Consider the following 25124-nt stretch of genomic DNA (forward strand, 5'->3'; position numbering starts at 1 on the left):
GCAACCCTTTATTTGGGTTCGGAACTGAATTTTGACTGGAGTACAACCGAAAATGGCTACAAAAAAGACTGCTAAAAAAGACGCCGCAAAAAAGACCGCGGCAAAGAAAGCTGGGAAATCAGCTTCGCCCGTGGCAATGACGTCCGGCGGTCCGCTGAGCGGAAAAATCGGGAAAAACAAACATTTTACCAACAAGCAGTTGAAGGAGCAGCTTAACCGTCTCCTGAGTCTGCGTGAACGGGTGACTGGTGAAATTCTCTCCATCAACCGGGATTCTCTGAGTTCCACGGAGCGTGATCCGTCGCTTTCCGATCAGGGCACTGACACCTTCGACCGCGAATTTGCGCTCAATCAGCTTTCCAATGAGCAGGATGTGCTGTTCGAAATCGACGAAGCAATCCGTCGCATCGAAAAAGGCACATACGGCATCTGCGAAATGTATGATGAGCCGATTAATATCGAACGCCTCGAGGCCCTGCCGTACGTTCGCTACTCGATCAAGGCACAGAACGAAATTGAGAAGGGTCAGGCCACAACCTACCGTCCGTTCGGCAGCACCATGCACGGCATGTAGCCGAGACGTGGTGTACCGCTTCGGAAAAATCCGAAGTACGAAAAACAAAACCCGAAACCAGGATGAAATTTGGAGCGCTCAAATGACAGAAACTGTTTCGGGTTTTGTCGTTTAGCGTATTGGGCTTGTTTTGAATTGCAACATTCGGGATTCGGATTTTTTCTGGAGGGGAAATGCTCATTCTTATCATAGGTTTGGCCGTTCTTTTTCTGGATCAGCTGACGAAGCAGGGGATACGTGCCCATCTGGTTTACGGGGATTCTATTCCGGTTATCGATGGTTTTTTTAATATTGTCTATGTGCGCAATGACGGCGCCGCATGGAATCTGCTTGCCGGGCACGGCATTATCCTTATTCTGATTTCATTCGGTGTGATGGTGGCGCTCTATTGGTTTCGTAATCAGATCATTGAGGGGAAACGCCGGAATGAAATTCTGATGGGGCTGCTTTTCGGCGGGATTGCCGGAAATCTGATTGATCGTATCCGTTTCGGTTGGGTGACCGATTTTCTTTCGTTCTCTTTCGGCACCTATGAATATCCCTCTTTCAACGTCGCTGATTCCGCCATCTGCATTGTATTTGTGGTTTTTCTGGTGATGAGTTTTCTGGATAAGAAAAAGCAGGAAGAGAAAGCGGAAAATGCCTGATGCCGGCCTGCATGCTTATTTTGTGATTGGGCCGACCGCTTCAGGGAAAAGTGCCGTAGCGCAGTATATCGCGGAGCGGGAAGGGCAGCTGATTGTCTCGGCCGATTCGATGAACATTTACCGCGGCATGGATATCGGTACCGCCAAGCCGACTTCCGAGGATCGGAAAAAAGCGGACTATGCCGGGTTTGATCTCGCCGGCCCGACCGAAAAATTCAATGTTGCGGCCTATCTGGATGCCGTGCGCCCGTCGTTCCAATCGGGGCGCGATATCATCGTTGCCGGCGGAACGGGGCTGTATGTTAAATGTCTGACTGAGGGGTTCGACGATGTGGCCCCCGAAAATTCCAGGCTTCGGAATGAGCTGGAGGCGCTGGATTTCCAAACCTTGGAAAAGCAGGCCCAAACTGAAGCTGCTGAATTTTATAATAATCTGACCGAAGACGATCAGCAGAACCCGCGCCGCCTGATCCGGATTCTGGAGCGGGCGGCCGGAAGCGGGCGGTATGACCGATCCTGGAACAGCAGACCGAAGCCGAAGCTGGTGGGGCTGCATGTTGAGCGGCCGGTGTTGCTGGAGCGGATTGAGATGCGGGTGGATGCCATGTATGCCGCCGGGCTGCTGGATGAGGCGGAAGCGCTGATCAAGCTCGAGCTGTCACAGACCGCGATGCAGGCGATCGGCTATGCCGAAGCTTTTGCCGTGCTGAACAATGAAATGACGCTGGATGAAGCAAAGGAAAAAACGGTGATCCGTACCCGTCAGCTGGCGAAGCGCCAGATGACCTGGTTCCGCAATCAGCTGAATGTGGAATGGATTGATACCGCCGCTTTCCAATCGCTGGAAAAACTGGCCGCCGCTGTTTCCAATGTCTGGAAAGACACCGGCCCGGCGCCTGTTGTTTTTTAATCGCTAATTCACACTAAACTTCACTAATGAGTGCCCATTCGTGAAAATTAATGGTTTAAATAATCACTATGCCTGAACTTTTAGAAACTGAAGATAAGAGTGTCGAAACCGTTGTGCTCGTTGGTGTCGTTTTGAGAAACGAGGAAGAGTGGCGGGTTAAAGATACGATGGATGAACTGGCGCAACTGGCCGAGAGTGCCGGTGCGGAGGTGAAGGGCCGTTTTATGGTCCGCCAGCAGAAGATCAAGGCCGGGCATTATATCGGCACCGGCAAGGCGGCTGAAATATCCGACTGGATTAAGGAAAACCGGGTTTCGCTGGTGGTTTTTGATGATGATCTCACGCCGGCACAGGGCCGCAACCTGCAGAATGTTTTTGAGACCCGCGTACTTGATCGAACGCAGCTGATTCTTGATATTTTCGCCCAGCGGGCCCAGACCAAAGAGGGGTGTCTGCAGGTTGAGCTGGCGCAGCATCAGTATCTGCTGCCGCGTTTGCGGAATATGTGGACGCACCTTGAGCGTCAGAAGGGCGGAATCGGGTTGAAGGGGCCGGGGGAAACACAGCTCGAAATGGACCGTCGACGATTGCAGGATCTGATCCGCACCTTGAAGCGCGATCTCGAACTGGTGCGCACCCGTCGTACCGAACAGCGCCGCGGGCGTAAACGCCATGGGTGGGCGCTGGTATCGATTGTCGGTTATACCAATGCCGGGAAGTCGACGCTGCTGAACCGCTTGTCGGGCGCGGATATTTATGCGGAGAATCAGCTCTTCGCTACGTTGGATCCGACGACGCGGCAGGTGGAACTGCCGAACCATGAGCCGATGCTGATGACCGATACGGTGGGCTTTATTCAGAAGCTGCCGCATCACCTTGTGGATTCCTTTAAGGCGACGCTGGAAGAAGTGGTCGAAGCCGACCTGCTGGTGCATGTCATCGATGCATCGCATCCGCAGGTGGATACGCAGATTGAAGCGGTGCATAAAGTGCTGGACGAAATCGGCGGACTCGATAAACCCATGCTCTACGTTTTCAATAAAATTGACACGGAGAAGGGCCGGAATGCAGCAAAACGACTGCAGCGTCAGTTCCCGAAATCGGTGGCGGTTTCGGCGCGTGAGGGCGAAAATATTGATGTTCTTTTTGATGAGCTGGCCGACTGCCTGAAAGGCCGGAAGGTGGAGATGAATCTTTCTGTGCCGCTGAGCGAGGGCAAGCTGCTTTCGACGCTGCAGAAAAACGCCTCAATTCTTGAAGAGGAATATGACGGTCCGAATGCGGCACTGCTCGTCCGGGTGTCGCCGCAGCTTGCGGCGCAGTGCAAACCTTTTTCGATCGACCCGGTCGAAGAGCTGGAGTGGTGAAATGGATAAAGCGAAGATTTTGAAGGCCGTGATTGCGGCACTGGAAGAGGAGCTGCGGGTGCAGCTTAAGGGCCAGGCAATGGCGGCGGAAGGCGCAACGCATGTGGAGGCCAAAGCGGAGAGCAAGTGGGATACGTGCGGTTTGGAGCAGTCGTATCTGGCGCGCGGCCTGGCGAAACAGTTTGAAGCGCTTTCGGCCGGCGTGATGGAGCTGCGCAGTTTTCAGCCGGCGGATTTTTCCGGCCGGCCGATCGGCGTCGGTGCGCTGGTGGAAACCGAGATGGATGGATATTCCGACTGGTTTATTCTGCTGGAGTGCGGCGGCGGTACGGAGGTGCAGGTGGACGGCAGTGCCGTCACGGTCATTACGCCGGAATCGCCGGTGGGCGGTGCGCTGACGGGAAAAGGCGAGGGGGAGAGCTATTCGTTCCGTGCGGGAGCGGACGGGGTAATACTTTCGGTCAGCTGACGCGGCGGGGTGCCGGCATGCTACGTTCATCGCTTGGTTTCCAACTTCTGGAAAGGATGAGATGATGAAACGAATTCTATTGGGATTGCTGGCCGCGGGTGCCGTCAGTGTGTCGGCAAGGCTGGATAAGCCGAATGTGGTCGTGGTTTTTGCGGATGATATTTCCGCGCGCGAAATTCCGTTCTATGGAAGTTCGGTCTGGAGTGATACGAAGGGCCGGGATACGCAGGATATAGCTTATCGGGCAAAAACGCCGGTGCTCGATAAACTGGCGGAAGAGGGGGTGTGGATTAAAACCGCCTGGGCGGCGACGGTGTGTTCACCGAGCCGGGCAATGATGATGACGGGGCGCTATGCCAATCTTCACAAGTGGTGGCACAATGGTGATCTCGGAGGGATTGTTAAAAACGGAAAGAAAACCGATTGGGTGGTTCCGTTATATGTTTCGTCCCCGCTGCTGATCGGCCATGTGGCGCAAAAGGCCGGATATGCAACGCAGTGGACCGGTAAAACCCAGATGAAAAAATGTGATCATCGAATGTTCGGATTCGACGAGGGCGTTTTTACACCGGGTTCCTATCTTTTCCCGAAAAATCCCTATACCGATTTTGTGCTGACCACGGTGAAGGGAAAAAAGAAAACGCAGGTCAATGAAGATACGGGAGTTGAGCTGTCGCACTATGCTCAGACATCGTGGTATTGGAAGCCGTCTGTGGCACTGATGAATCATCCGTCGGTTCCGCCGGCTACCGCAGAACAGAATTGCACCTATTGGCCGGTTTCGGAAGAGGACCGTAAAAACTACGGCGTCAATACCTATGGTCCGGATGTGGAACTCGATTTTATTTTCGACTTCATGGAGCGGAAGCATGAAGAGGACGAACCGTTCTTCGTCTATCACACGACCCATCTGGGGCACGACGGTTTTGACTGGCTGCATCCGGAGTCGGGGAATAAATGGCCGGGAACACCGGTCATTAAATGGGATGGAAAAAAATATATCCGGACGGAACCGAATGTTACGGGGGACCACGGGAAGTATGACACGCATGGTACGGTCACGGAGCCCGGTATGCATTCCCATGTGGAATATATCGATTTTCAGATCTGGCAGTATCTGAAAAAGTTCGAGGAACTGGGCATTGCGGATAATACGGTACTGATTTTCTGTGCGGATAACGGGACAAGTGGCTACGGCAAGGCGAGCCCGGACCGTCAGAAAGGCTGCCATGTGCCTTTTATGGTATATGCTCCGGGGGCGGATTTTACAAAAAAAGGTGAGCAGGACATCCTGGTGAATATTGCCGATGTGCTGCCGACGCTGGCGGATATTATGGGGTATGAGCTGCCGGCCGATTATCAGATCCATGGAAAAAGTCTCTGGCCGTACCTGACCACGGATCAGAAAGAGCACCGCGAATGGATCTATGCCTATCGTGGCGGAATGCAGTTGATCCGGGGCCGAAAGGTGATGAAGGACGGCTATGGAAAATGGTGGGATGTCGGGCGGTTGCCGGATGATCTGATCAGTTTTCGAAAAATTAACGACTGGGAAAAGGTCTCTGCGGCGCACCGTGCAGAACGTGATAAACTGAAGAACATCCTGCCGGAATTTAATAATCATGATGCCGAGCCGGATTTTGTGATCGAATAGGTTGGCGATTCAGGCGCACCGAATGCAGGAAAAACAACGAATGGGTTGTAACCATATATATTCGTTGTTTTTTTCAGCATTCGCTGCCGGTCCGGTCTGTATTCCGAGGGTTGGAAAACTGGCGAAAAAACCTTGAGAAACTGTGCTTTACACGGGGTGGGGCGGTGCGTATAGTCCCGCTCTTACTTTTTGAGAGAGAACTATATCAACAGGAGTCCATACTCATGGATCAAGCAGTAAAAGCTGAAGTTAAAAACGAATTCAAGCGTGGCGAACAGGACACCGGTTCCGTAGAGGTACAGGTTGCGTTGCTGTCCACCCGCATCAAGGAATTGACCGAGCATCTTAAAGTTCATAAAAAAGATCACAGTTCGCGCCGGGGCCTCATCATGATGGTGAACAAGCGTCGTAAGCTGCTGAGCTATTTGCAGAAAAAAGACGACGCACGATACAAAGAGCTGATCAGTAAGCTTGGACTTCGTAAATAAGTCGTTTGACCGGATGTTCGACAATCCGTAATTCGTTCGTAAGCCCTTTATCACAAGTAAAGGGCTTGCTTCGTATATAATCGCCGTCAACGGGACGGCAAAAACAACAAGGAAAGGTGCGCTCTTCAGAACAGAAATTAGCAAGGGCGCAGATTAAGTTATGAAGGGTACAACCAAAGTAGACTTCGAGGTCGGTGGAAAAACCATGACCCTCGAAACCGGACTGCTCGCACAGCAGGCGGACGGTTCCGTTACCTGCGGCATCGGCAATAACGTCGTGTTTTCCGCAGTCACTTCCGCGAAAGAAGCCAAAGAAGGTGTGGATTTCTTCCCGCTTCAGGTGGAATACCGCGAGAAATTTTATGCTGCCGGCCGTTTTCCGGGTGGTTACATCAAACGTGAGGCCCGTCCTTCCGAGAAGGAAATCCTCACCATGCGTGTAACAGATCGTCCGATCCGTACGCTCTTCCCGGACAATTTCCACCGGGAAGTTCAGATCAACAACATGCTCGTCAGCTCGGACCAGACGCTCGATACCGATGTTCTGAGTGTGAACGCGGCATCCACCGCGCTGACGCTGACTGATTTGCCGTTCGACGGCCCGATCGGCGCAGTCCGCATCGTTCGCAACGATGGCGAATGGATCATCAACCCGAATCACGACCAGCTGGCCGCGTCCGACATCGATCTGACTTATTGTGGATCGCGCGAAAAGGTCATGATGATCGAAGGTTCCGCACAGGAAATCCCGGAAGCGGAATTTGTTGAAGCCATGAAAACGGCCCACGCCGAAGTGGTTAAAATCATCGATGGCCAGCTGAAGCTGCGTGCTGAACTCGGCCTGCCGGAAAAAGTGTATGCACCGGAAGCGAAAGATACCACGCTGCTGGACAAAGCCCGCGAACTCGTCGGCGAAAAGTTCAAAGAGCTGATGAAGATCGGCGGCAAGCTGGAACGACAGGATGCGGTTAGTGCGCTGAAGGAAGAATTGAAGCCGCAGATGCAGGAACTCTTCCCGGAAATGACGGAAGACGAATATTTCCATGCCTTCCATGATCTGGAAGTGGAAACCGTTCGCCTGAACGTGCTGGAAGACAACACCCGTATCGGCGGCCGCGGCATGCTTGAAATCCGCCCGCTCGATATTCAGGTCGGTGTATTCCCGCAGCTGCACGGTTCTGCGGTATTCGGTCGCGGTGAAACGCAGACGCTCTGTACGGTGACACTCGGTACCACCAAAGAAGCGCAGCGTTTCGACGCAGTGACCGGTGGTGCAGATGAAAAGAACTTTATCCTGCACTACAACTTCCCGCCCTACTCGGTCGGTGAGTGCGGACGTCTCGGCATGACCAGCCGCCGTGAAATCGGCCATGGTAATCTCGCTGAACGTTCTATTGCTCCGGTTATGCCGGAAGACTTCCCGTACACCGTGCGCGTTGTTTCCGAAGTGATGGGCTCCAACGGCTCCTCCTCGATGGCATCGGCCTGCGGCGGCTGCCTGGCACTGATGGATGCGGGGGTTCCGCTGAAAGCACCGGTTGCCGGTATTTCCGTCGGTCTGTTTACAGACGGTCAGGCTAAATCGGTTGAAGTGATCGATATCCTCGGTGTGGAAGACCACTGCGGCGATATGGACTTTAAAGTGGTCGGTACCCGTAAGGGCATCACCGGTTTCCAGGTTGACCTGAAAGTACACGGTATGGACTGGGATCAGGTTGAAGAAGCCTTCGAAATTGCCCGCAAGGGACGTTGCGACATTCTCGACCAGATGGAAAACGTACTGGCCAATCCGCGTGAGGAGCTTGCTGCAACCGCACCGCGTATTACCACGGTTCAGATCGATCCGGAAAAGATCGGTGCCCTCATCGGCCCGGGCGGCAAACATATCCGCGCGATCACCGACAGCACCGGCGCTCAGATCGATATTCAGGAAGACGGAACCGTCAACATCTTTGCGGTAGACGCTGAAGCGATGGATGCTGCGATTCGCGAAGTGAATGCCCTGACCGCTGAAATCGAAATCGGCCGTACCTATCAGGGTAAGGTTATTGCGGTTAAAGACTTCGGCGCATTTGTGGAATGTATGCCGGGCAAAGAAGGTCTCGTGCACATCTCCGAAATGGCGAACGAGCGGATCGACTCTGTTGATTCCATCTGCAAGCCGGGCGATGCGATGACGGTCAAATGTATCGACATCGACAATCAGGGCCGTGTTCGCCTCAGCCGTAAAGCTGCGCTGAACGATGCCGCTGAAGCCGGCGAATAAGTTTCCAATCACTGGAAATACAAAAAGGCGTCCTTCGGGGCGCCTTTTTTTGTGGTCTTCTGCCCATGATGGGTTCGGATTTTTTGACGGGAAACCGGGCTGCGAGTGATAACGTATAAATAGCTTCGCTATTTCTGTGTTACAGCATTCACAAAGTTGGTGTTGAAGTGCTCCAGAGAATGTTCTTCTAGAATGCGGTTCTGGAGGTCTGCGATTTTGTGTTGCCAGTTTTGGCGTGCGCTGGAAAAGGTGGTGGCGAGTGAGGCGGCATCTTCGGGGGTGAAGGTCCAGTCTGAGGGCAGGATGTCCTGCATGCCGTCGCGGCGGCTTCCAATGACGGGGATTCCCCGGGCGAGAGCTTCGAGCATGACGAGCGGGACCCCTTCGTAGCGCGAGGGGATCACGAGCATGTCGAGTACTTCGTAGGTCTCTTCCATACTTTTCTGCCAGGGCAGGTGGGCAAACGTATGGTCGCCTTTGATCAGTTTTTTTAGATTCTCCTCATCCGGCCCACTGCCGATGAAAAGTACTCTGCAGTCGCTAAAGAGAGAGGGATGTCTGCGGAAGGTGCGGACAAAAAAATCCTGCTGTTTCTGCGAAAATTCAATGCGGCCGATTATGCCGATGGTGAACTTGGTGTCGTGTATGGTGAGGCGGGGTATGGGCGGGGCGGGAATGCCGTTTTGAACGATGGTGACCGGCTGGCAGGCACCGCGTTCGCGTAATCGTTCGGCCATGCTTTCGGAGATGGTGATAAAGCGGTCGGGTTTCCGGAAAAGCGGTCGGTTTTTAATGTCCCGAAGTTTTCCCATTTTGGCTCCCATTTCTGCAAGCCGATGGGGAATGGCGATATAACTCAGGCATTCGATATCGGCGTCGCGCGCGGCACATAGGCCGGCGGTGGACTGCGCGATGTCGCCCTGAATCACAAGCACACGATCCGGTTCCAGGGTCTGGATACGGGTTGCATCGGCTTCCAGGATTGTGAGGTGTTTCAGATGTTCCAGAATCCGGATGAGTTTCCGGTTTTTCGGGTTGCACATCAGGCTGATATGCAGCCCCGGGGTTTCGACGAGAGCCTCGATACCTCGGGCGGCCATAATCTGATGGCCGCCGAAGTCGGGGTTGTCGTCATAAACCAGAATGTTCATTGGAGGCCGGGAATGGGAGCCAGGCCCAGGGGGCTTGCGGTTTGAAGAGGCGGTACTATTTTTTTGAACTCGGTGGTATTCCGGACCGCATCGAAGCGTTTGTCTTTGCGGAGGGCATTGCGGGCGGGTTCGCCGCCGGCTTCGACCGCTTTGCGCAACGAGGGCCACGTTTCGCCGCGTTTATTCAGGGCCAGCTGCAGACCGGCAAGGTTAATCCAGCCCTGAGCATCTTTCGGGCGGGCGGCGGTATATTTTTTGAGGGCAAGTTCGACGAGAGGGAGCTGCCGTTTCTGGGCCATGAACTGGGCAATGCTCATCATCCCTTCTGGGGGTAGGTTGGGGGAATTCAACATGTTGCGCACCAGAGCCTCGCCGGCTCGGGAACTGTTCATGGCGTAATGAATCTGAACGAGCTCCATCATTTCCGGGAAGGTGATTTTTCCGGTTTTTAAACCGGCTTGAAGTTCAGCCCGGCGGGTGCCCATTTTCTTCATGTTTTTCAAGTTGTTCAGGAAGGCTTCGGCTTTGTCGTTTTTCGGATCTTTCTCCAGGAAAATGTCAAATATTTTGATGGCTTCGTCATAGCGGCCCTGTTTGGAGATCAGATCGGCCAGACGGAAGTTGGCTTCCGGACTGAGATCATAAAGGTCAACCGCCTGACGGAATGCGGCTTCGGCCTCTTTGGGTTTTCCGCGTGCGGCATAGAGCCCGGCAATGGCACTGCGAAGTTTGGAGAATGATTTGCGGGCGACAATATCGCGGATGAATTTTTCATCGTTCAGCAGCCGTTCGCAGTACCAGTTCCAGAAATCGGTATCGTTTTTGATGATCTCGGCGCTCAGCGGGGTTCGTTTATTGTTGATCTTCATGATCAGGCCGTGCGGAGTGAGATAGGGATACATCCAGGGCAGGACATAGCTTTCTTCGACGTAGAATGAGCGCAGAGGCGGCAGGCCGGTCTGCGGATCGTGCACCGGATCTTCATGTACGACTGCGGCACCGACGGGCCGGGTTTCTTCGTCGGTTTTTGTTTCGGTGATGTACTGGTTGTGGTCGAAAATCATTTTGGAAAGGAATCCGTTGATCTGCATCACACCGGCTACGCCCTGAACCTGTACTTTTCCGCCTTCGGTTTTTACGTCAGCGCCGGCATTGATCGTGCCGTTCTGCACGCCCTGTACATACATCTGGAATGCACGGTTGGAGTCGACCGGCGAGGGGATCCAGATCTGGTCGCCGTAGAGGTCGCGCATGACGTTCATGTAGGTGTTGTCGGCCAGGGCATTCTGAGTGATGAGATAGACGTCCGGGCGCACTTTGGCGGAATAGATCATGTAGGTGGGGACAAATCGTCCGGGGTCGGTTCCGCCGAAGAAGATGGCATTGGGACCCATTGGTTCCGGGTAGTTTTTGTTGGGGTAGGCGGCCCATTGCTTTTTGAATTCCTCGGTATCCTCGCCGTACCAGTATTTCATGTCGTCTTTAATGCCTTCGACGCCGCGGAGTTGCCAGTTACCGAACTGCCAGCCGAAATCGTGGCCGTTTTGCTCAGATCCGCCGACCACTTTCTGCTGAGTTTTGTTGTAATAGTTTTTGTGAACGAGGGTGAACGGCAGCAGCAGTACAGCGGCGATGCCCACGATTTTGGTGTACGGGTTGTTTTTCACCAGAGCTTCAAGCGAGGCCATGAGAAACAGGATCCCGTAGCCCAGCCAGATTACATAGATGGCATGCGACTGAATGTACTGTACGCGGCCAATGAAGAGGCTCTGGATGTCGGTTTTCGGGTTCTGCAGAATCATGAAGACCAGCCCGACGGAGAGGAAGGCGGTTAATGTGGTTACAAACCAGCCGATATTGCGTTTCCCGGTTTTCCAGATAAAGCCAAAGGGGACAATGGCCAGAATGGCGATTGGCCAGAGGAACTGAGAGCGAAGATCCATTAAATAGGTGCCGACCTGTTCAAGGAAACGAGGGGTGAAAACGTGGGCGAGTTTGACCCGCTCATACTGCCCGCGGGTGATGGCATGCATGAAGCCCTGCCATGTGCGCGGATAGCCCCAGTTGATCGGCGGATTCTGGTCTGACGAAAAGGCCATATAAAAGTAGAAGCCGAGGCCGATGAACATGACGAGAAAAGTTGGGCCGACCACTTTACCGTTGGGCAGTACGAAAGTGGCGATCAGCGGTATGGCGAGGGCATAGATCGTCCAGATCCAGAAACCGGCATGTTCCGGGCCGGAAACCCACATGTAATCAGCCAGTTCCGGATTTCCGGCCGCCATTTTATTGAATCCGACCAGCAGGATGTACATCGAGCCCGTGATGATGAAATCGCGGACGAGAAACTTTTCGCGAATGAGCAGGCTCGAGATGATGCAGCATGCAATTCCGATCACCTGCAGAAACAGGTTGCCGAAGTAGATTCCGACCAGCGAAACCACTACGCCGGCAAATGCGCCCAGCGTGAAGCCGAGATGTTTTTTGTGGAAAATTTCCAGTTCGTTGAATACGACCGCCACAGCAAGGGCCAGTCCCATGAACATGAGAGTCTGGTGGTTGGTGATGCCGAGGCCGAAAGCGAAGGCGCAGAGCATGAGCCATTTTGTATTACCGGGTTCGCGGATCCAGCGGTAGAGGAAGATCAGCAGCAGCGACTGAAAGAAAATGTTCAGCGAATAGACTTCCGCAATCACGGACTGCGACCACATGCCTTGACCAAAAGCCAGCAGCAGGCCGCCGCAGATACCGGCGGCGGTGCAGAAAAGGCGTTCGGTGTTTTCGCCAAGAATACGGGATTCCCGGTGCAAGCTACGCAGCAGATCCATGCCCGAACGGCTGATCAGGAGTCCGATAACACCACAGGCACCGGCTCCGGAAACCGCCGAGAACCAGTTGACGGCCCAGGCCGGATTGGGCTGACCGTGGAAGGTGACGGAATGAAAGACCCACTGAAAAAACCAGGTCAGCAGGGTCCAGATCGGATAACCGGGGGGGTGGGGTACGCCGAGATAATCGGAGGCCACAATCAGTTCGCCGGAGTCTTCCAGCCCCAATGTGGGCTGCAGCGTCAGCGTGTAGACGAACAATGAAACAGCGAAGGTAACCCAGCAGGCAACCCAGTCGGACTTGCGGAAAAACTTTTCAGAACTCAAAGCATACCTCTCATTTTGCAAAATGAACCCATAAGATAGAGTAATGAGTTTTAAGGTCAAGTTTGCATCCGGTGCGGTGAGGGGCTCATTTCGGCCCCATATCACCGGTATTTTAATACTTCGCAGGGGATAAAACACTCGCAATAGCGGTGTGCTTTTGCATACTCTCATTGAAATTTTTATCTATGGCGAATCTACTATCCAGTTTGAGCTCTTTCCTGCAGAACAAGGAAAGCATCCATGCTCAGTTCTTCAAATACCTCATTTGCGGCGGCCTTACCTTCGTTGTGGATGTAGGGGTTTTTTATCTAATGGCCTGGATCGTTCTGCCAAGTCTTCGGGAAGGCGATCCATTCGGTATGATCATTGGTGTGCTGGGCGGTCAGATCCGTATTGTTCCGGAGGATATTCTTCTCCGGAATTTTGTGATCAACAAAATCGTGGCGTTTCTTTCGTCGAATACGGTGGCATACATTACCAACGTTCTTTTTGTATTTAATGACGGTCGGCATCAGAAGTTCAAGGAGGTGGTCATGTTCTACGTACTCTCCACGACTTCTTTTGTTTTCTTTACCTTACTGAGCCGGTTTCTGATTGCCCGTTACGACTGGCAGGTCACCTGGGCTTACTTTTTTGTTTTCACCTGTGCTATGATGACAAACTTCACCATGCGCAAGAAATTTGTATTCAAGGGCTGAATAATGGGAAAAGCAGTTCCAATCCTTGGAAGTCTGTCGGTGCTGCTGGCACTGCTTCTTTCCTGTATGAACCTGCAGCACGGAAACCTGAATCAGGACGAGGGCTGGTATCTTTATGCCGCGAAAATGGTTTCCGAAGGGCATAAACCCTACGCCGACTTTGCCTTCACGCAGGGGCCGGTGCTGCCGCAGGTATATGCCGCGCTGTTTCCAATCGTTGGGAAATTCGGCGTCGCCGGCGGACGGGCGATTACTACGGTATTCGGGCTGCTGGCCGCCGGGTTTGCCGGCTTGCTGGCCTTCCGGACGTCGGAAAAGCGGTGGGTTGCACTGATTGCGGTCGTGCTGCTGATTGCCGGTAATGTGTACCAGAGCTATTTCACGACGGTCGTTAAAACCTACGGATTGACGGCTTTTTTTCTGATGGCGGGTTTTTATCTGCTGACGCTGCGGAACAAAGCCGCGCTGGTGGTTGGCGGTGCGCTGCTGGCGCTGGCGGCGGGGACGCGGCTTTCGGCGGGCATCGTACTGCCCATTACGGGCGTCTGGCTGATTTTTCAGACGGAGCGCAAGCTCGACTGGCTCTGGTTCGGCATCGGCGGAGGCGTGATGCTGCTGGCCGTTTATGCGCCACCGTTTTTCCAATCATCGGAACAGGCGCATTTCGGTTTGCTCGGTTATCACGCGGGGCGCGATCCGGGCGGACTCGGGGCTCTTCTGACGCTGAAGGTTGGGTTTATCTCCCGCTTTGTGCAGGCCTATTTTATTTTTACGCTGCTGACGCTCGCCGCGCTGATTTTCCGGCCGTTGGAAAAACAGCGGAATCCGACGGCTGCGCTGCTCTGGTGCTGCGGCATCGGTATTTCGCTGGTTCACGGCATTGCGGCGTTTCCGTACGACGATTATCAGGCGATTGCCTATCCGGTTCTCGCCACCGCCGTGATGCTGACGATTCTTCCAAGGATTGGAAACCCATGGGTTGTCCCGTCGCTCTCGTTTTTATTGCTGGCATCGATCGCCGCCGCATTTTCATCGCCGATCAATCAGGATTGGTTTGTGCGGGGGCGCGACCGGATCTGGTGGCAGTTTAAAGAGCAGAGCGATCTGGCGCTGTTGCGCGATGCGGCGGAAATTGTGAAACAGCATTCGCCGGAGGGGTCCGAGCTCCTCACGCAGGACACCTATCTCGCGATTGAGGCCAACCGCTCGGTGCCGCGCGGTATGGAAATGGGTCCGTTTTCCTACTATCCCGATATGCCGACTGAGCAGGCTGAAAAAATGCACCTCCTCAATCGCGACCTTCTTTTCCAAACTCTGGAAACCTCCACAGCTCCCGTTGCCGCCTTTTCCGGCTATGGCCTCGCCATTGAATCTCCGGCCATTACTGAAATCAGTCCGGCGGAGCGGGCATCTTTTTCCTCAGTGCTGGAATCACGTTTTGATCTGCTCCAAAAAATTCCATATTTTGGACAGGCGCATACCGAGCTTATCATGCTCAAACGGAGAGAGGCTGAATGAAGTTTTCTATCGTCATTCCGGCCCATAATGAGGAAAAGCGGCTTCCGCCGGTACTTGAAGCCTATGCATCTTTTTTCCAGCAGCAGATGGGCAATGATGCGGAAATTATTGTTGTGGCCAATGGCTGTGAAGACGCGACGGCTTCGGTTGCACAGGATATTGCGCGCCGGAATTCAAATATCCGAGTTGTTGATGAATCCAAACGCATTGGAAAAGGCGGCGCGGTTATTCTCGGGGTCAAGCAGGCTGTAGGAGATTACATCGGTTTTGTGGATGCCGACGGAGCGACAGCGCCCGAGGAATTTTTTCGTCTTTATGAAAAGTCGCAGGGCCGGGCCGGGGTGATTGGATCTCGCTGGATCAAGGGGGCTGATGTCACGATTCCACAAAAATCGATGCGTCTGTTTTCGTCGCGCGCGTTCAACTGGATCATTCGAATACTGCTCGGTTTGAAATATAAGGATACCCAGTGCGGAGCGAAGGTTTTTTCTTCCGCTGCTTGGAAATCCATTCTGCCGCATATCGGGATCACCCGTTTTGCATTTGATGTGGACCTGCTCTATCAACTGAAACGGAATCAGTACAGTATCGCGGAGGAACCCACCGTCTGGAAAGATGTCGAGGGGTCCAAGGTGCGGTTCTTTAATTCTTCGTTGGATATGTTCCTTGCCGTGGTTCGGATGCGGTTGCTTTATTCCCCGCTGAAATGCACCGTGCACATCTATGATCGTTTTCTATCGAGGCTGGTTGAGTTTCTGCGAAAGGATTCTCTGTTCTGCCATGCGATGATGCTCTTCATGGCGTCGATGGTTGCCAACGTCTGCAATGTTACTTTTCAAATGGTGGTTGTGCGGGCGCTTTCGCCGGTGGATTATGCGCTGCTTGCCACCTTCCTGTCCTTGTTTGCCATTGTGACCCGGCCGTTGGGAACGCTGGCAACGGCCACGACGCATTATACCAGTCTGCTGATGAATGAGGGCCGTTCCGGGAGCGTGAAACGGCTGGCGCGCAAGTGGATTCTGATCGGCGGCATTCCTTCGATTATCTGTTCAGCCGTCTGCATTGTGTTTGCCCGGCAGATTGCCGCGCTTTTCGACCTGGAGCGTGTTGCTCCGGTGGTGGTTTCGGCGGCGGCCTTGCCGGCTCTGTTTCTGACGCCTGTTGTCGGCGGAACCATGCGGGGTATGCAACAGTTCGGCTGGCTGGCGGTTTCTTCTGTTGCGGGGGCTATTGGACGTGTGGCCATTGGAGCTGCGCTGGTACTTTTGCTTTTTCCCGCCTGCGGCTGGGCGCTGCTGGGGCATGTGAGCGGGGCCTATCTCAATCTGCTGATTTCGCTGACAGTTATGCTGTTGCTGGTGTACCGTTTTCCCGCCGATGGAGAAACGCTTCCGAGTTTCAGACTGTATCTGTTTCAATGCTTTTTTATTCAGTTCGGCATGGCTCTGCTGCTCAATGGAGATGTGGTTTTTGTGAAGCATTTTCTGCCGGAGGAAACCGATTTCGCCAAAGCGGCGACGCTGGGCCGTATGGTGGTTTTCATGACGGCATCGATCACCATGGCGATGTTTCCAAAGGTTTCCTCGGCCGGTAAGTTTACGCAGGAGCACCGAAAGATCTATCTGCGCGGTGTGGCCTATACCGCGCTTTTCCTGACGGGCTCCTTTTTATTCTGTGTGTTTTTTCCACATTTTCTGCACCGGTTTCTGTTCCGGGTTCTGGAACCTTCGCCCGATTTGATTGCCCAGACACGCTGGATGGCGGTGGTGATGGGGATTGCGGTGCTGCTGGGAATCAATACCACGCTGTTGCTGGCCCAGCGGTATTTCAAAGCCGCGGCGATTGTAGTGGCGGCAGCTGCGCTTTATTATGGCGGAGTTCAGCTTTTTCATGACAGTACATTTGAAATTATCGCTGTTGCCGGGCTGGCCAATCTGCTGGGTCTGATTGGAACGTCATGGCTGATTCTGCGACAAAAGACCGAAGAGGACGTTTAAGTGAAGAATACCGCTTTTTTTAAAAAAAACTGGATGGGCTATGCGGTTGCGCTGGGATTGCTGGTGATTTTGGCCGCGGTGGTATTCCGCTGTTCGTGGGGGGCGGATAAGGCCTTCGCGGCATCCGATGCCAATATCGGCCATATTGTTTCGGGCCGTCCTCAGATGGGAGAGATGTTTGCTTCGAGTTATGGCGGATACATTCAGGGCAATGTACGGGCACCGCGTTTTTCTCCGAAGGCATTTCTGCAGGCGGTAATACCGCCTTTTCTGTTCAACGATCTTTTTGCGCCGCTGACTCTGGTGGCTTCTTCCTTTTTTCTGCTGCTCTTCCTGCGTCTGCGTGGGCGAAGCTGGGGGGCTGCGTTGTTCGGATCGGTATCTGCATTCTGGCTGGGGTCGGCCACGCTGGCTGCGGCCGGACACTATGGAAAACTGGCTGCGGCCTGTTTCTTTTCAGCGGCGTTGGTATTACTTGAAAAAAGTATTCAAACACAGGGTGTTCGGCGTCTCTGCTGGTCGGTTCTTTGCGGAACCGCTGTGGGTTTTATGCTGCTTTCCCAGCAGGACATCGGACTGTTGTTTGGATTAGTGCTGGGTCCTTATGCGCTATTCCGCCTGGTGCAGACGGCTTCCGGAAAACCGATGGACTGGATTCTGACTCTGCTGCCGATTGCGGTCATCGGCCTGATGCTTTCGGTTGGAACTGCACTTTCGGCTTATAAAACCAGTGTGGTGCAGGCCTCTTCCGTCAACGAATCTTCGGAAAGTACCTGGAATTTTATTACTCAGTGGAGCCAGCCGCCGCAAGAGTTTCCGGATTTGCTGGCACCGGGTTTTATGGGCTGGAAAACCGGTGATGCGGATGCGCCCTACTGGGGAAAAACCGGGCAGTCGGCGGAGTGGCCGGAAACGCAACAGGGGTTCCGGAATTTCCGGCTGGATAATGTTTATCTGGGTCTTGTTCCATTCATCGCGGCGTTGAGTGCTTTGCTGGGTCTCGGCGTATGGAAAGAGGAAAGGGCCGAACGCGCAATGCTGCTTTTCTGGTGGGGAGTTGCGGTACTTTTGCTGGTGCTTTCATTCGGTAAATTCACTCCATTGTACAGACTGGTCATTGAGCTTCCACTGATTGGAAGTATTCGGGCGCCCATTAAATTTCTTCACAATCTCGGCGTTGTGCTGGGGATTCTTTCGGCATATGGCGTCGACACCATACTGGCCTCGGCGGCGGCGAGGCGGCGGGCGTGGATAGTTTCCGCGGTGCTGAGCGGTTGTTTTCTGCTATGCGCTCTGGTCCTGAAAGCGGGGGCATCGGGATTCGAAAAAAATCTGGCCGATTGGGGGGCAGTGGCTCCGCTGATTGTCAAACGGATGGCGATCAGTTCGTTCTATGCCGCAGTATCGGCCGGACTTTTTGCGTTGCTGGCAGCGAAAGGATGCAGAAAGCCGGGGATTTACTGTTGCGGTCTGATCTGTCTTTTTCCGGTGGTGGATTCGCTCTATCTCACCAAACCGTATTTCCGGGCTGATGATCTTGCCGAGATGCGGCGCAGTAATGTGGTGATTGATTACCTGAAGGAAAATCAGGGGGATTACCGGGTATTTACTTTTGACCGTAATGGGATTTACAACCGGTGGATCGGGGTTGATTTTCTGCTTCACGGCATTAACGGATTCTGGTTCTGGCAGGCCCCGCGGCTGAGTCAGGAATATAAAGACTATCTGGGTGGTGCGAATAAAAATATTGTCGCGCTGCTTCAGTCCTCCTCGGTTAAATACGCATTGGCTCCGGTTGGTGCGGTGAACCAGCTGCCTGGCGATGTCTTTAAACCGGTGATGTTCTATCGTTTCGGCATGGGAGCGGATCAGAAACTGATGGTTCAGTCGATGGCCCGTCCGGAGCGTGCACAGGATCAGGTGATTCTGGAGCTGAAGAAGACTTTGCCGCGGCTGGCTTTGTTCAACGGCTGGAAACAGGTGGTGCCGGAACGCATGATGGATGAGCTGTTTTCTAAACAAAATGATTTGATGGAACAGGTCCTGATTGATGCTGATCTTCCCCAAACGGATGGAAAGGGGTTTGTTAAACCGGTTTCTGTGAAATGGAAGACCAGTTCCGTAGAGGTGCAGGTGGAAGCAAAGCAGGACGCCGTGCTGCTTTTTACCCAGCGTTTTCAGCCTCAGTGGAAGGCTTTTGTGGACGGGAAAGAGGTGCCGGTGTACCGGGCTAATGCGCTCTCCATGGGCGTACATGTTCCCGCCGGTGTTCACGGGGTTGTATTCAGGTGTACTGCAAATATAACCGGCCCGGTGCTGCAGATAGCCGGGCTGCTTTTGGCGCTTGCTGCCGCTGTCGGATTGTGTGCTCCGGCTGTTTTCGGTGTCACGGTGAAGCGGCTTACAGGGTGCTCTGAATAGCTGGATCGTCTTTGTTTATTCGGAGTTCCAGTTCCCCGCGAACCATAAAAAACTTTTTCAGTGCGCTGCCCGGTGCGATCCACTCATCGCCTTGTTTGACGAACCAGATCCCTGCTTCCAGCTGATCGATGGAGTTGCAGGCATCAGAGTCGGAGCACCAAAATGTTTCATAATTTGCGGTGCGCTTTTTATAATGAAGTTTTGGTGAGCCGAATAGAAGATGCCGAAGCAAGATTATGAATCTGCATGTTACGATATCAAGTGCTCTGGAAAGGGGATGCTTCCATAGGTGAGCGCAGACTTTTTTTACTTTCTTAACAGGGGGGAGTTCCGCGTATTGGCGGACTGTATATCCTTCGGAAGCAAACCATGGAACATGCCAGGCCGCATGCAATAAAAGGATTCCGCCTGATTTCAAGACCCGTCTCATTTCTTTCAAGGCCTTCTCCGGATCAGGAATGTGCTCTAAGACTGCGTGGGTAAACACGGCATCAAATGTATTGTCAGGAAACGGCAGCGTCTTTGCGTCTGCACAAAAAAACGGCTTGTGGTAATTGCTGGTCACGGTTTCAGAGAAATCTGTGCCTGTGTAGTCGGCAATGAAATCCTGAAAGGCTCCTATGCCGGAGCCGATCTCCAAGACCTTTTGGTTTTTCAATTGATGCCGGGCAATGGCACCTCTCAGATAATCCGCATATGGATGGTTTTGCTTTTCTTCTTTCGAGGGATAGTAGAATCCGTTTTCGGATCCTGCACGGTTGTAAAATTGTTTATTTGCCGGGAGGTTTTCCATATTTTAACAGGCCGTTTTTTGTGAGGTTTCGCTGATTTTTTTCAATTGCTCTTCCGGGAATAATTCAATGCTCTCGTTCTTCAGAGGAAATGGTAATGCGATAAGATATCTCCTGCAATTTTCTCAAATCGCTGGATTTGACTTTTTGTCAAATCCTGATGATACCGGCCGGATCGGTCCCGTTGGGGACGCTGAAGTGTTTTTTCTTTCCACGGGAGCAACTCCCGGGGTTCAAGCTGGTTTTGTTTGTTCAGCAGATAATAATTGAGCATCTGGTCATCGTATTTAATTCCCAGAAAATCACAGATCAGGGATAGGTCGCGTGATGGATTATTCAGCAGTGAATCAAATTTCTGTTCCAGGACCAGATGGGGGCTGAGTTTGCCCAGACCCGTCTGGATTGTTAAGATGTTCTGTCGCCATTCCCTGGCTATATCTTCCGTTTTAATGGGCAGGCCCGGGGTGAAGCGGCTGGTGATATTTTTCTTATGCAGTTCCTTGTATGAGCAGGCCACATCCCGGCCATCGCGGATGATGTGGATGAACTGAGCCTTCGGGTAAAGAGATGCAATCTGATCAATTTGGTTCAGATAAAAGTTATTTTTGTCTCCCCATCGCAGATATTTTTTTTTCGCGATTAACTTTCCGTAGCAATGATAGACCTCCGCCGCGAGTTCAGCATAATTGCCGGCGGTGGATTTTAGAAGGTGACTTTCAAGCGCTTCAGCGGTAATCCCCCACGTGTCGAATTTTCTGCAATTGCATACCTGCTGGGCATATGCCTTGCGTACGGATTTGCTGGTGCAGTCCTGATTGGAAAATTCACCGGCCAACCACAGGGCGAAACCGCATTCCGGGGTGACCAGGAGATCGGGATGGCTGGCGAGCATGAGCCGGAGCAGAGTGGTTCCGGAGCGGGGGTTTCCAATAATGAAAAACGGGGTCATAGGCGTGCTGTGATTTGTTCGATGGTTTCCGGCTGTATGGCACTGCCGGTGGGGAGTACTAGAATACGTTCGGCAACCTCTTCCGTAATCGGAAGCATCATGCCGGCGTTCGGCTGAAGTGCGGCATAGGGCTGCATACGATGACACCCCGGCCAGAAATAGCGTCGTGCTCGGATGTTGTTCGCATGCAGTTTTTCCATCAGTTCGTCGCGGGAAAGAGGGTAGGTCTCGTCTACCTCGATGACGATATACTGCCGGTTGCATTTTTCGGCACCGTTGAAATCAATCAGATGCAGTCCGTTTTTATGTTCAAGAGCGGCGCGGTAGGCTTCATAATTCCGCCGGTTCGTTTCCAGAAAACCGTCAATCTCCTCCAGATTGACCAGGCCCATGGCCGCACAGATTTCACTCAGTTTTCCATTGGTGCCGAGATAGATGACATTGTCCATGCCTTTGAAACCAAAGTTCTGCATAAGTCGGATTCGTTCTGCGAGTCCGTCATTGTTGGTGACCACCGCGCCGCCTTCGAAGGTGTTGAAAAATTTGGTGGCGTGGAAGCTGAAGACTTCACAATCGCCGAAATTGCCGATCATTGTGCCGTTGTGGGAGCAGCCGAAGGCATGTGCGGCATCGTACAGCAGCTTGATGCCGTGCCGGTCGGCCAGGCGTTGAAGGGCTTCAATATCGCAAGGCCGGCTGTAAAGATGAACGCCCATGATGGCTGACGTTCTGGGGGTGATGTGTTTTTCGATTTCCGCGGGGTCGATGCAGTAGGTTTCGCGATCAATATCGCAGAATACCGGTGTGATTTCCTGCCACTGAAGAGCGTGTGCGGTGGCAATGAACGTGAGCGAAGGCATGATGACTTCTCCCTTGAGTTCCAGTGCCCGGATGGCAATTTCCAGTGCAACGGTTCCGTTGCACATGGAGATGCAGTGTTTCACTCCAAGGTAGTCGGCCACCTTCTGTTCAAATTCCTGAACAAGCTGGCCGCGATTCGTCAGCCAGCGTCGATCGAACATTTCGTTGGCCCGGTCAAAGAAACGATCGCGGCTTCCAATGTTTGGAGCTCCGACGTGCAGCATATTTTCAATGGGCTTCATTTTATATCCGTTGTTTATTTTTCGGCGGCGGTGCGGTTTGTTCCGGTTATCTGTTTGTATGCATTAAACAGAGGATCAAAAATTCCAAGTTTCCGCAATACACTTCCAACGCCGTGGTTCAGCAAAGAAAAATGGGTGTTATATAGTCTGTGCTGTATTTTCTTTGACGGCTCGATATGTGCGGGGAGGTTGACGGGGTGCGGATTCAGTGTCTGACGGGCATAAGTGATTCCTGTTCCGCAATGGGTTCCCGAGCCGTCGAATCCGCTGTTTACGGTGAGTGTCCGGTTCGGAAAAACGGCATAGCGGCCGGTCAGGAAAACATGCAGATTCAGACGGGCATCCAGGTGAAGGTTTCCGCGGGTATAGCGGGCCTGTGTACCTAGAATGGGCCGGTTACTGCGGAATTTTTTCCACTGCCGGGGATCTTTCAGCTGTAAGTGGTCTGTTTCTGAATCGGCGAGAAAAGCGGTCCATCTGTTTTTCCAGATGGCAAATCCCCAGGTGGAGAAGGACTGCCATAAATGGATGTCGTGCGGGTAGGACTCGGGGGGCGTGAATCTGGGATGTGTGTGTGCGCAGATTCCGAAGATCCGCGGGTCGTGTTCAAAGGTCGATAGGGCCCGGTTCATAAAATCCAGATAATAGGGCGAACAAATGATGTCATCTTCCATCCGGATCATCCGGTCGTTTTCACTCATGACCCAGTTGATGGCATCCAGTGCCGATGCGCGCATGCCCCAGTTTTTATCGCGGAAGCGCATCTTGACAGCTTTAAATCCATCGATCGTCCGGATGTATTCACGTGTGGCATCAATGGCCGGTTTATGATGCTCTTCCTTTGCCCCGTCCGAGACGATATAGAGCGTGGTGCGGGCCGCTTCTCTGTTTTTTGAAAGGGCTTCAATGCATCGTTGCAGATGTGCCTTGCGGTCGTAGACGGAAATCAGAACCGGAGCACAGTCGACTGGATGGACAGGTTGAGCCGTCATGCCTTTGAACAGATGGCTTCAACATTTTCTTTGAGGCCGGGATGAAGATTGTTGAACAGGGAGTAAAGTCGCTGCGCCGGTGAATTGTAGCTGGCCGGCGGATAGGAGGCGGTTCGGGTATCAACGCAGGTTCCGCCGCAATGGGCCACCAGCATTTTCAGATCGTCGAGCGTATATTCGCGCCAGTGCGGGGAAACCTCTGCTCCCGGTTTTTCGGTGTCTACATCGATGAACGACTGCATCGATGGATAGGGATTCCGGCCGCTCAGGGCTGCCAGCCGGCGGTAGAGACTGGCGGCATTCGGTGCGGTCACCAGCAGGCGCCCGGTATCCGACAGCAGATGGCTGAAGAGCTGTCGGAATACAGGGATCGGCGAGAAATTCCAATGCTCGATACACTGACAGCATTCAATCATTTCAAAGGGACCCGAAACCGGAAGGGGCATTTCGGCTGCTTTAGCAAAATCGAAGGCAGCGGTTTTCAACCCCTGCTTCTCGTAAAAGCCGGCCATATTTCCGGTCAGCAGAGCGGGGTGATCAACCAGAGTGCTCTGAACGCCGGTCAGGCGGTTCAGGATAATAGGGGCAATGCCGGGCCAGCCGCCCAGGGAAAGCATACGTTGATTTTCAAAGTTTTCTTTTTTGATGATCGCCAGCTGACAGGTGATCTGTGTGCTGATTCTTTTTTTATACCGGACTAAATATTCGTGCGCTTTGTTGTCTCCGTAATCCGATGATACGGAGCGGAAGGATTCCAGAAACCGTTCATATTCTGTGTCGACTTGATGGAATAACTTATTATTGATCTTCATAGCTGTTTGCTCTCTGCTGCGAATGATAGAAGCTCATCCACTCAGCATACACTTTTGCTGTTGAAAATCCGCTTAGATCTGCAGGGTCCGGGATTCGCTGGGGAAGGGCGTCCGCTTTAAATTGCTGAAGAGCAGAAATCCATTTTTTCGGATCAAGTTCTGCAACATGAGTCAACTGGGCCGGCAGGAATTCTGTGACTCCGACATGAGGGGAGAGGAGAGTCTGTGTTCCGCAGGCCACGGATTCTGCCGCTACAATACAGAAGTTTTCGTCAAACGATGGAAGGGCAAATAAATCGGCCGCTGCCAGCCAGTTACTGCGCTCTTTGCCCTTGGCAAAATCTATAAAGCGTACCCGGTCTTTAATTTGGAGTGCATCAACCTGGTTAAGAAGTTCGCACTTCAGGTCCGGCTCCGGAGGGCCGATAAAAGTAAGAAACGAATCGCTTCCTAAATTCGCCTGCGCAAAAACATCGATTAAAAAAGGCAGATTTTTCTGTTTGGCCAGTCGGCCTAAATGCACGATGTGAAAGTCCTTATCTGAAAGACCCAGTTTCTGTCGGGCCTCCTGACGCAAAGGGGGATTCCTGAAGTCGGTTAAATCAACTGGATTGGGAATAACGATTACCTGTCTGGCGTATTGCAGGGCCATCGCTGACGTTTCAACTTCCCATTGTGCTGTGGCATGCATTGCGCAGGCGTGTCGGATGTTTGTTTTTTCAAAAATCCGGAAGATCAGTTTTTTCAGTGAGGGCATTCTCCGGAAGTGGTATTCACCAAAATGCCCCCGCATGGTGATGATATAAGGCGTCTTCCTTGAACGGGCAATGAGGGCCCCGAGAACGGTGGTCAGGTTCCATGCTCCGTTGAGATGAATGAAGTCAAATTCACCGGCCCGTTTCCAGAGCTTGAATAAAGCGCGGGGAAACAGTCCCAGTACGCTCGGGCCCCAGAGAACGGATGCATTGACCGGCGTCTCCCTGCAGCTGAACTGTTCCTGGGTCAGCGGATACTTTCGGCTGAAGCCCACAAACAGTTCTACATGGTGCCCTTGTTCGGTCAGCACCGTTGCCTGTTGCGCCATGGAACGTGGGGCACCTCCTCCATAGGTGGATAGAGAGCCTCCAACGATAGCGATTTTAAATCTAGATTCCATCCTTCT

General features: G+C 52.9%; 20 protein-coding genes. 12 read left to right on the plus strand and 8 right to left on the minus strand.

Annotated elements, in window-relative coordinates; translation table 11 throughout:
- Positions 1 to 52 precede the first annotated feature (52 nt).
- The 8 genes from P9H32_RS14295 to pnp all read left to right on the plus strand — a co-directional run bounded on the left by P9H32_RS14295 (position 53) and on the right by pnp (position 8375).
- The gene (locus P9H32_RS14295) at positions 53 to 574 is read left to right on the plus strand and encodes a TraR/DksA family transcriptional regulator (protein WP_322609588.1); all 522 of its coding nucleotides are present in this window, start codon (positions 53 to 55) and stop codon (positions 572 to 574) included.
- A gap of 173 nt (positions 575 to 747) precedes the next feature.
- The gene (gene lspA, locus P9H32_RS14300) at positions 748 to 1221 is read left to right on the plus strand and encodes a signal peptidase II (RefSeq protein ID WP_322609589.1); all 474 of its coding nucleotides are present in this window, start codon (positions 748 to 750) and stop codon (positions 1219 to 1221) included.
- Positions 1214 to 2131 carry a tRNA (adenosine(37)-N6)-dimethylallyltransferase MiaA gene (miaA, locus tag P9H32_RS14305; RefSeq protein WP_322609590.1) on the plus strand — a complete coding sequence of 306 codons (918 nt, stop codon included), beginning with the start codon at positions 1214 to 1216 and terminating at the stop codon, positions 2129 to 2131. Before lspA ends, miaA begins: the two co-directional genes overlap by 8 nt.
- A gap of 68 nt (positions 2132 to 2199) precedes the next feature.
- Positions 2200 to 3498, plus strand: coding sequence for a GTPase HflX (gene hflX, locus P9H32_RS14310; protein WP_322609591.1), 1299 nt, complete (start codon positions 2200 to 2202; stop codon positions 3496 to 3498).
- Position 3499: 1 nt separating this feature from the next.
- Complete coding sequence (locus tag P9H32_RS14315; RefSeq protein ID WP_322609592.1) at positions 3500 to 3967, plus strand: hypothetical protein; 468 nt, start codon at positions 3500 to 3502, stop codon at positions 3965 to 3967.
- Between the two features lie 61 nt (positions 3968 to 4028).
- A complete protein-coding gene (locus tag P9H32_RS14320) occupies positions 4029 to 5621 on the plus strand; it encodes a sulfatase-like hydrolase/transferase (protein WP_322609593.1) in 1593 nt (530 codons plus the stop codon).
- 224 nt (positions 5622 to 5845) lie between these two features.
- Positions 5846 to 6109: a 30S ribosomal protein S15 gene (gene rpsO / locus P9H32_RS14325; RefSeq protein ID WP_322609594.1), complete on the plus strand. Its 264-nt coding sequence runs from the start codon at positions 5846 to 5848 to the stop codon at positions 6107 to 6109.
- A 160-nt stretch (positions 6110 to 6269) separates the two neighbouring features.
- Complete coding sequence (pnp, locus tag P9H32_RS14330) at positions 6270 to 8375, plus strand: polyribonucleotide nucleotidyltransferase (protein ID WP_322609595.1); 2106 nt, start codon at positions 6270 to 6272, stop codon at positions 8373 to 8375.
- Between the two features lie 128 nt (positions 8376 to 8503).
- Here the strand turns inward: pnp and P9H32_RS14335 are convergent, their stop codons facing one another.
- Both P9H32_RS14335 and P9H32_RS14340 read right to left on the minus strand, forming a co-directional pair.
- Entirely contained in the window at positions 8504 to 9526 is a 1023-nt protein-coding gene (locus tag P9H32_RS14335) for a glycosyltransferase family 4 protein (protein WP_322609596.1), read from the minus strand.
- Positions 9523 to 12681, minus strand: a complete 3159-nt coding sequence (locus tag P9H32_RS14340; protein WP_322609597.1) for a protein O-mannosyl-transferase family — start codon at positions 12679 to 12681, stop codon at positions 9523 to 9525. The genes P9H32_RS14335 and P9H32_RS14340 overlap by 4 nt, the downstream gene beginning before the upstream one ends.
- A 185-nt stretch (positions 12682 to 12866) precedes the next feature.
- Here P9H32_RS14340 and P9H32_RS14345 point away from each other — a divergent pair, with 185 nt between their 5' ends.
- The 4 genes from P9H32_RS14345 to P9H32_RS14360 are packed head-to-tail and all read left to right on the plus strand — an operon-like array spanning position 12867 to position 19315.
- Positions 12867 to 13379 (plus strand): GtrA family protein, encoded by a 513-nt coding sequence (locus P9H32_RS14345; RefSeq protein WP_322609598.1) that lies wholly within the window; start codon positions 12867 to 12869, stop codon positions 13377 to 13379.
- 3 nt (positions 13380 to 13382) lie between these two features.
- Positions 13383 to 14897 (plus strand): hypothetical protein, encoded by a 1515-nt coding sequence (locus P9H32_RS14350; RefSeq protein ID WP_322609599.1) that lies wholly within the window; start codon positions 13383 to 13385, stop codon positions 14895 to 14897.
- Positions 14894 to 16894: a glycosyltransferase gene (locus tag P9H32_RS14355; RefSeq protein WP_322609600.1), complete on the plus strand. Its 2001-nt coding sequence runs from the start codon at positions 14894 to 14896 to the stop codon at positions 16892 to 16894. Before P9H32_RS14350 ends, P9H32_RS14355 begins: the two co-directional genes overlap by 4 nt.
- Positions 16895 to 19315, plus strand: a complete 2421-nt coding sequence (locus P9H32_RS14360; protein WP_322609601.1) for a hypothetical protein — start codon at positions 16895 to 16897, stop codon at positions 19313 to 19315.
- Here the strand turns inward: P9H32_RS14360 and P9H32_RS14365 are convergent.
- From P9H32_RS14365 to P9H32_RS14390, 6 genes are all read right to left on the minus strand, one after another.
- Positions 19296 to 20108, minus strand: a complete 813-nt coding sequence (locus P9H32_RS14365) for a class I SAM-dependent methyltransferase (RefSeq protein ID WP_322609602.1) — start codon at positions 20106 to 20108, stop codon at positions 19296 to 19298. The genes P9H32_RS14360 and P9H32_RS14365 overlap by 20 nt on opposite strands.
- 80 nt (positions 20109 to 20188) lie before the next feature.
- Positions 20189 to 21055, minus strand: a complete 867-nt coding sequence (locus tag P9H32_RS14370) for a sulfotransferase family protein (protein ID WP_322609603.1) — start codon at positions 21053 to 21055, stop codon at positions 20189 to 20191.
- Complete coding sequence (locus P9H32_RS14375; protein WP_322609604.1) at positions 21052 to 22158, minus strand: DegT/DnrJ/EryC1/StrS family aminotransferase; 1107 nt, start codon at positions 22156 to 22158, stop codon at positions 21052 to 21054. Before P9H32_RS14375 ends, P9H32_RS14370 begins: the two co-directional genes overlap by 4 nt.
- A 14-nt stretch (positions 22159 to 22172) precedes the next feature.
- Positions 22173 to 23150 carry a glycosyltransferase family protein gene (locus tag P9H32_RS14380; RefSeq protein WP_322609605.1) on the minus strand — a complete coding sequence of 326 codons (978 nt, stop codon included), beginning with the start codon at positions 23148 to 23150 and terminating at the stop codon, positions 22173 to 22175.
- Positions 23147 to 23962 carry a hypothetical protein gene (locus P9H32_RS14385; RefSeq protein WP_322609606.1) on the minus strand — a complete coding sequence of 272 codons (816 nt, stop codon included), beginning with the start codon at positions 23960 to 23962 and terminating at the stop codon, positions 23147 to 23149. Before P9H32_RS14385 ends, P9H32_RS14380 begins: the two co-directional genes overlap by 4 nt.
- The gene (locus P9H32_RS14390) at positions 23949 to 25118 is read right to left on the minus strand and encodes a glycosyltransferase family 4 protein (RefSeq protein ID WP_322609607.1); all 1170 of its coding nucleotides are present in this window, start codon (positions 25116 to 25118) and stop codon (positions 23949 to 23951) included. Before P9H32_RS14390 ends, P9H32_RS14385 begins: the two co-directional genes overlap by 14 nt.
- Positions 25119 to 25124 lie beyond the last annotated feature (6 nt).

Origin of the sequence: Pontiella agarivorans, from assembly GCF_034531395.1 — a bacterium.
Taxonomy (GTDB): Bacteria; Verrucomicrobiota; Kiritimatiellia; order Kiritimatiellales; family Pontiellaceae; genus Pontiella; species Pontiella agarivorans.

What these genes read in the sequence shown, in the direction of transcription:
- P9H32_RS14295 (WP_322609588.1), top strand. Translation starts at nt 53, where the DNA reads ATGGCTACAAAAAAGACTGCTAAAAAAGACGCCGCAAAAAAGACCGCG.
- lspA (WP_322609589.1), top strand. Translation starts at nt 748, where the DNA reads ATGCTCATTCTTATCATAGGTTTGGCCGTTCTTTTTCTGGATCAGCTG.
- miaA (WP_322609590.1), top strand. Translation starts at nt 1,214, where the DNA reads ATGCCTGATGCCGGCCTGCATGCTTATTTTGTGATTGGGCCGACCGCT.
- hflX (WP_322609591.1), top strand. Translation starts at nt 2,200, where the DNA reads ATGCCTGAACTTTTAGAAACTGAAGATAAGAGTGTCGAAACCGTTGTG.
- P9H32_RS14315 (WP_322609592.1), top strand. Translation starts at nt 3,500, where the DNA reads ATGGATAAAGCGAAGATTTTGAAGGCCGTGATTGCGGCACTGGAAGAG.
- P9H32_RS14320 (WP_322609593.1), top strand. Translation starts at nt 4,029, where the DNA reads ATGATGAAACGAATTCTATTGGGATTGCTGGCCGCGGGTGCCGTCAGT.
- rpsO (WP_322609594.1), top strand. Translation starts at nt 5,846, where the DNA reads ATGGATCAAGCAGTAAAAGCTGAAGTTAAAAACGAATTCAAGCGTGGC.
- pnp (WP_322609595.1), top strand. Translation starts at nt 6,270, where the DNA reads ATGAAGGGTACAACCAAAGTAGACTTCGAGGTCGGTGGAAAAACCATG.
- P9H32_RS14335 (WP_322609596.1), bottom strand. Translation starts at nt 9,526, where the DNA reads ATGAACATTCTGGTTTATGACGACAACCCCGACTTCGGCGGCCATCAG.
- P9H32_RS14345 (WP_322609598.1), top strand. Translation starts at nt 12,867, where the DNA reads ATGGCGAATCTACTATCCAGTTTGAGCTCTTTCCTGCAGAACAAGGAA.
- P9H32_RS14350 (WP_322609599.1), top strand. Translation starts at nt 13,383, where the DNA reads ATGGGAAAAGCAGTTCCAATCCTTGGAAGTCTGTCGGTGCTGCTGGCA.
- P9H32_RS14355 (WP_322609600.1), top strand. Translation starts at nt 14,894, where the DNA reads ATGAAGTTTTCTATCGTCATTCCGGCCCATAATGAGGAAAAGCGGCTT.
- P9H32_RS14365 (WP_322609602.1), bottom strand. Translation starts at nt 20,108, where the DNA reads ATGGAAAACCTCCCGGCAAATAAACAATTTTACAACCGTGCAGGATCC.
- P9H32_RS14370 (WP_322609603.1), bottom strand. Translation starts at nt 21,055, where the DNA reads ATGACCCCGTTTTTCATTATTGGAAACCCCCGCTCCGGAACCACTCTG.
- P9H32_RS14375 (WP_322609604.1), bottom strand. Translation starts at nt 22,158, where the DNA reads ATGAAGCCCATTGAAAATATGCTGCACGTCGGAGCTCCAAACATTGGA.
- P9H32_RS14380 (WP_322609605.1), bottom strand. Translation starts at nt 23,150, where the DNA reads ATGACGGCTCAACCTGTCCATCCAGTCGACTGTGCTCCGGTTCTGATT.
- P9H32_RS14385 (WP_322609606.1), bottom strand. Translation starts at nt 23,962, where the DNA reads ATGAAGATCAATAATAAGTTATTCCATCAAGTCGACACAGAATATGAA.
- P9H32_RS14390 (WP_322609607.1), bottom strand. Translation starts at nt 25,118, where the DNA reads ATGGAATCTAGATTTAAAATCGCTATCGTTGGAGGCTCTCTATCCACC.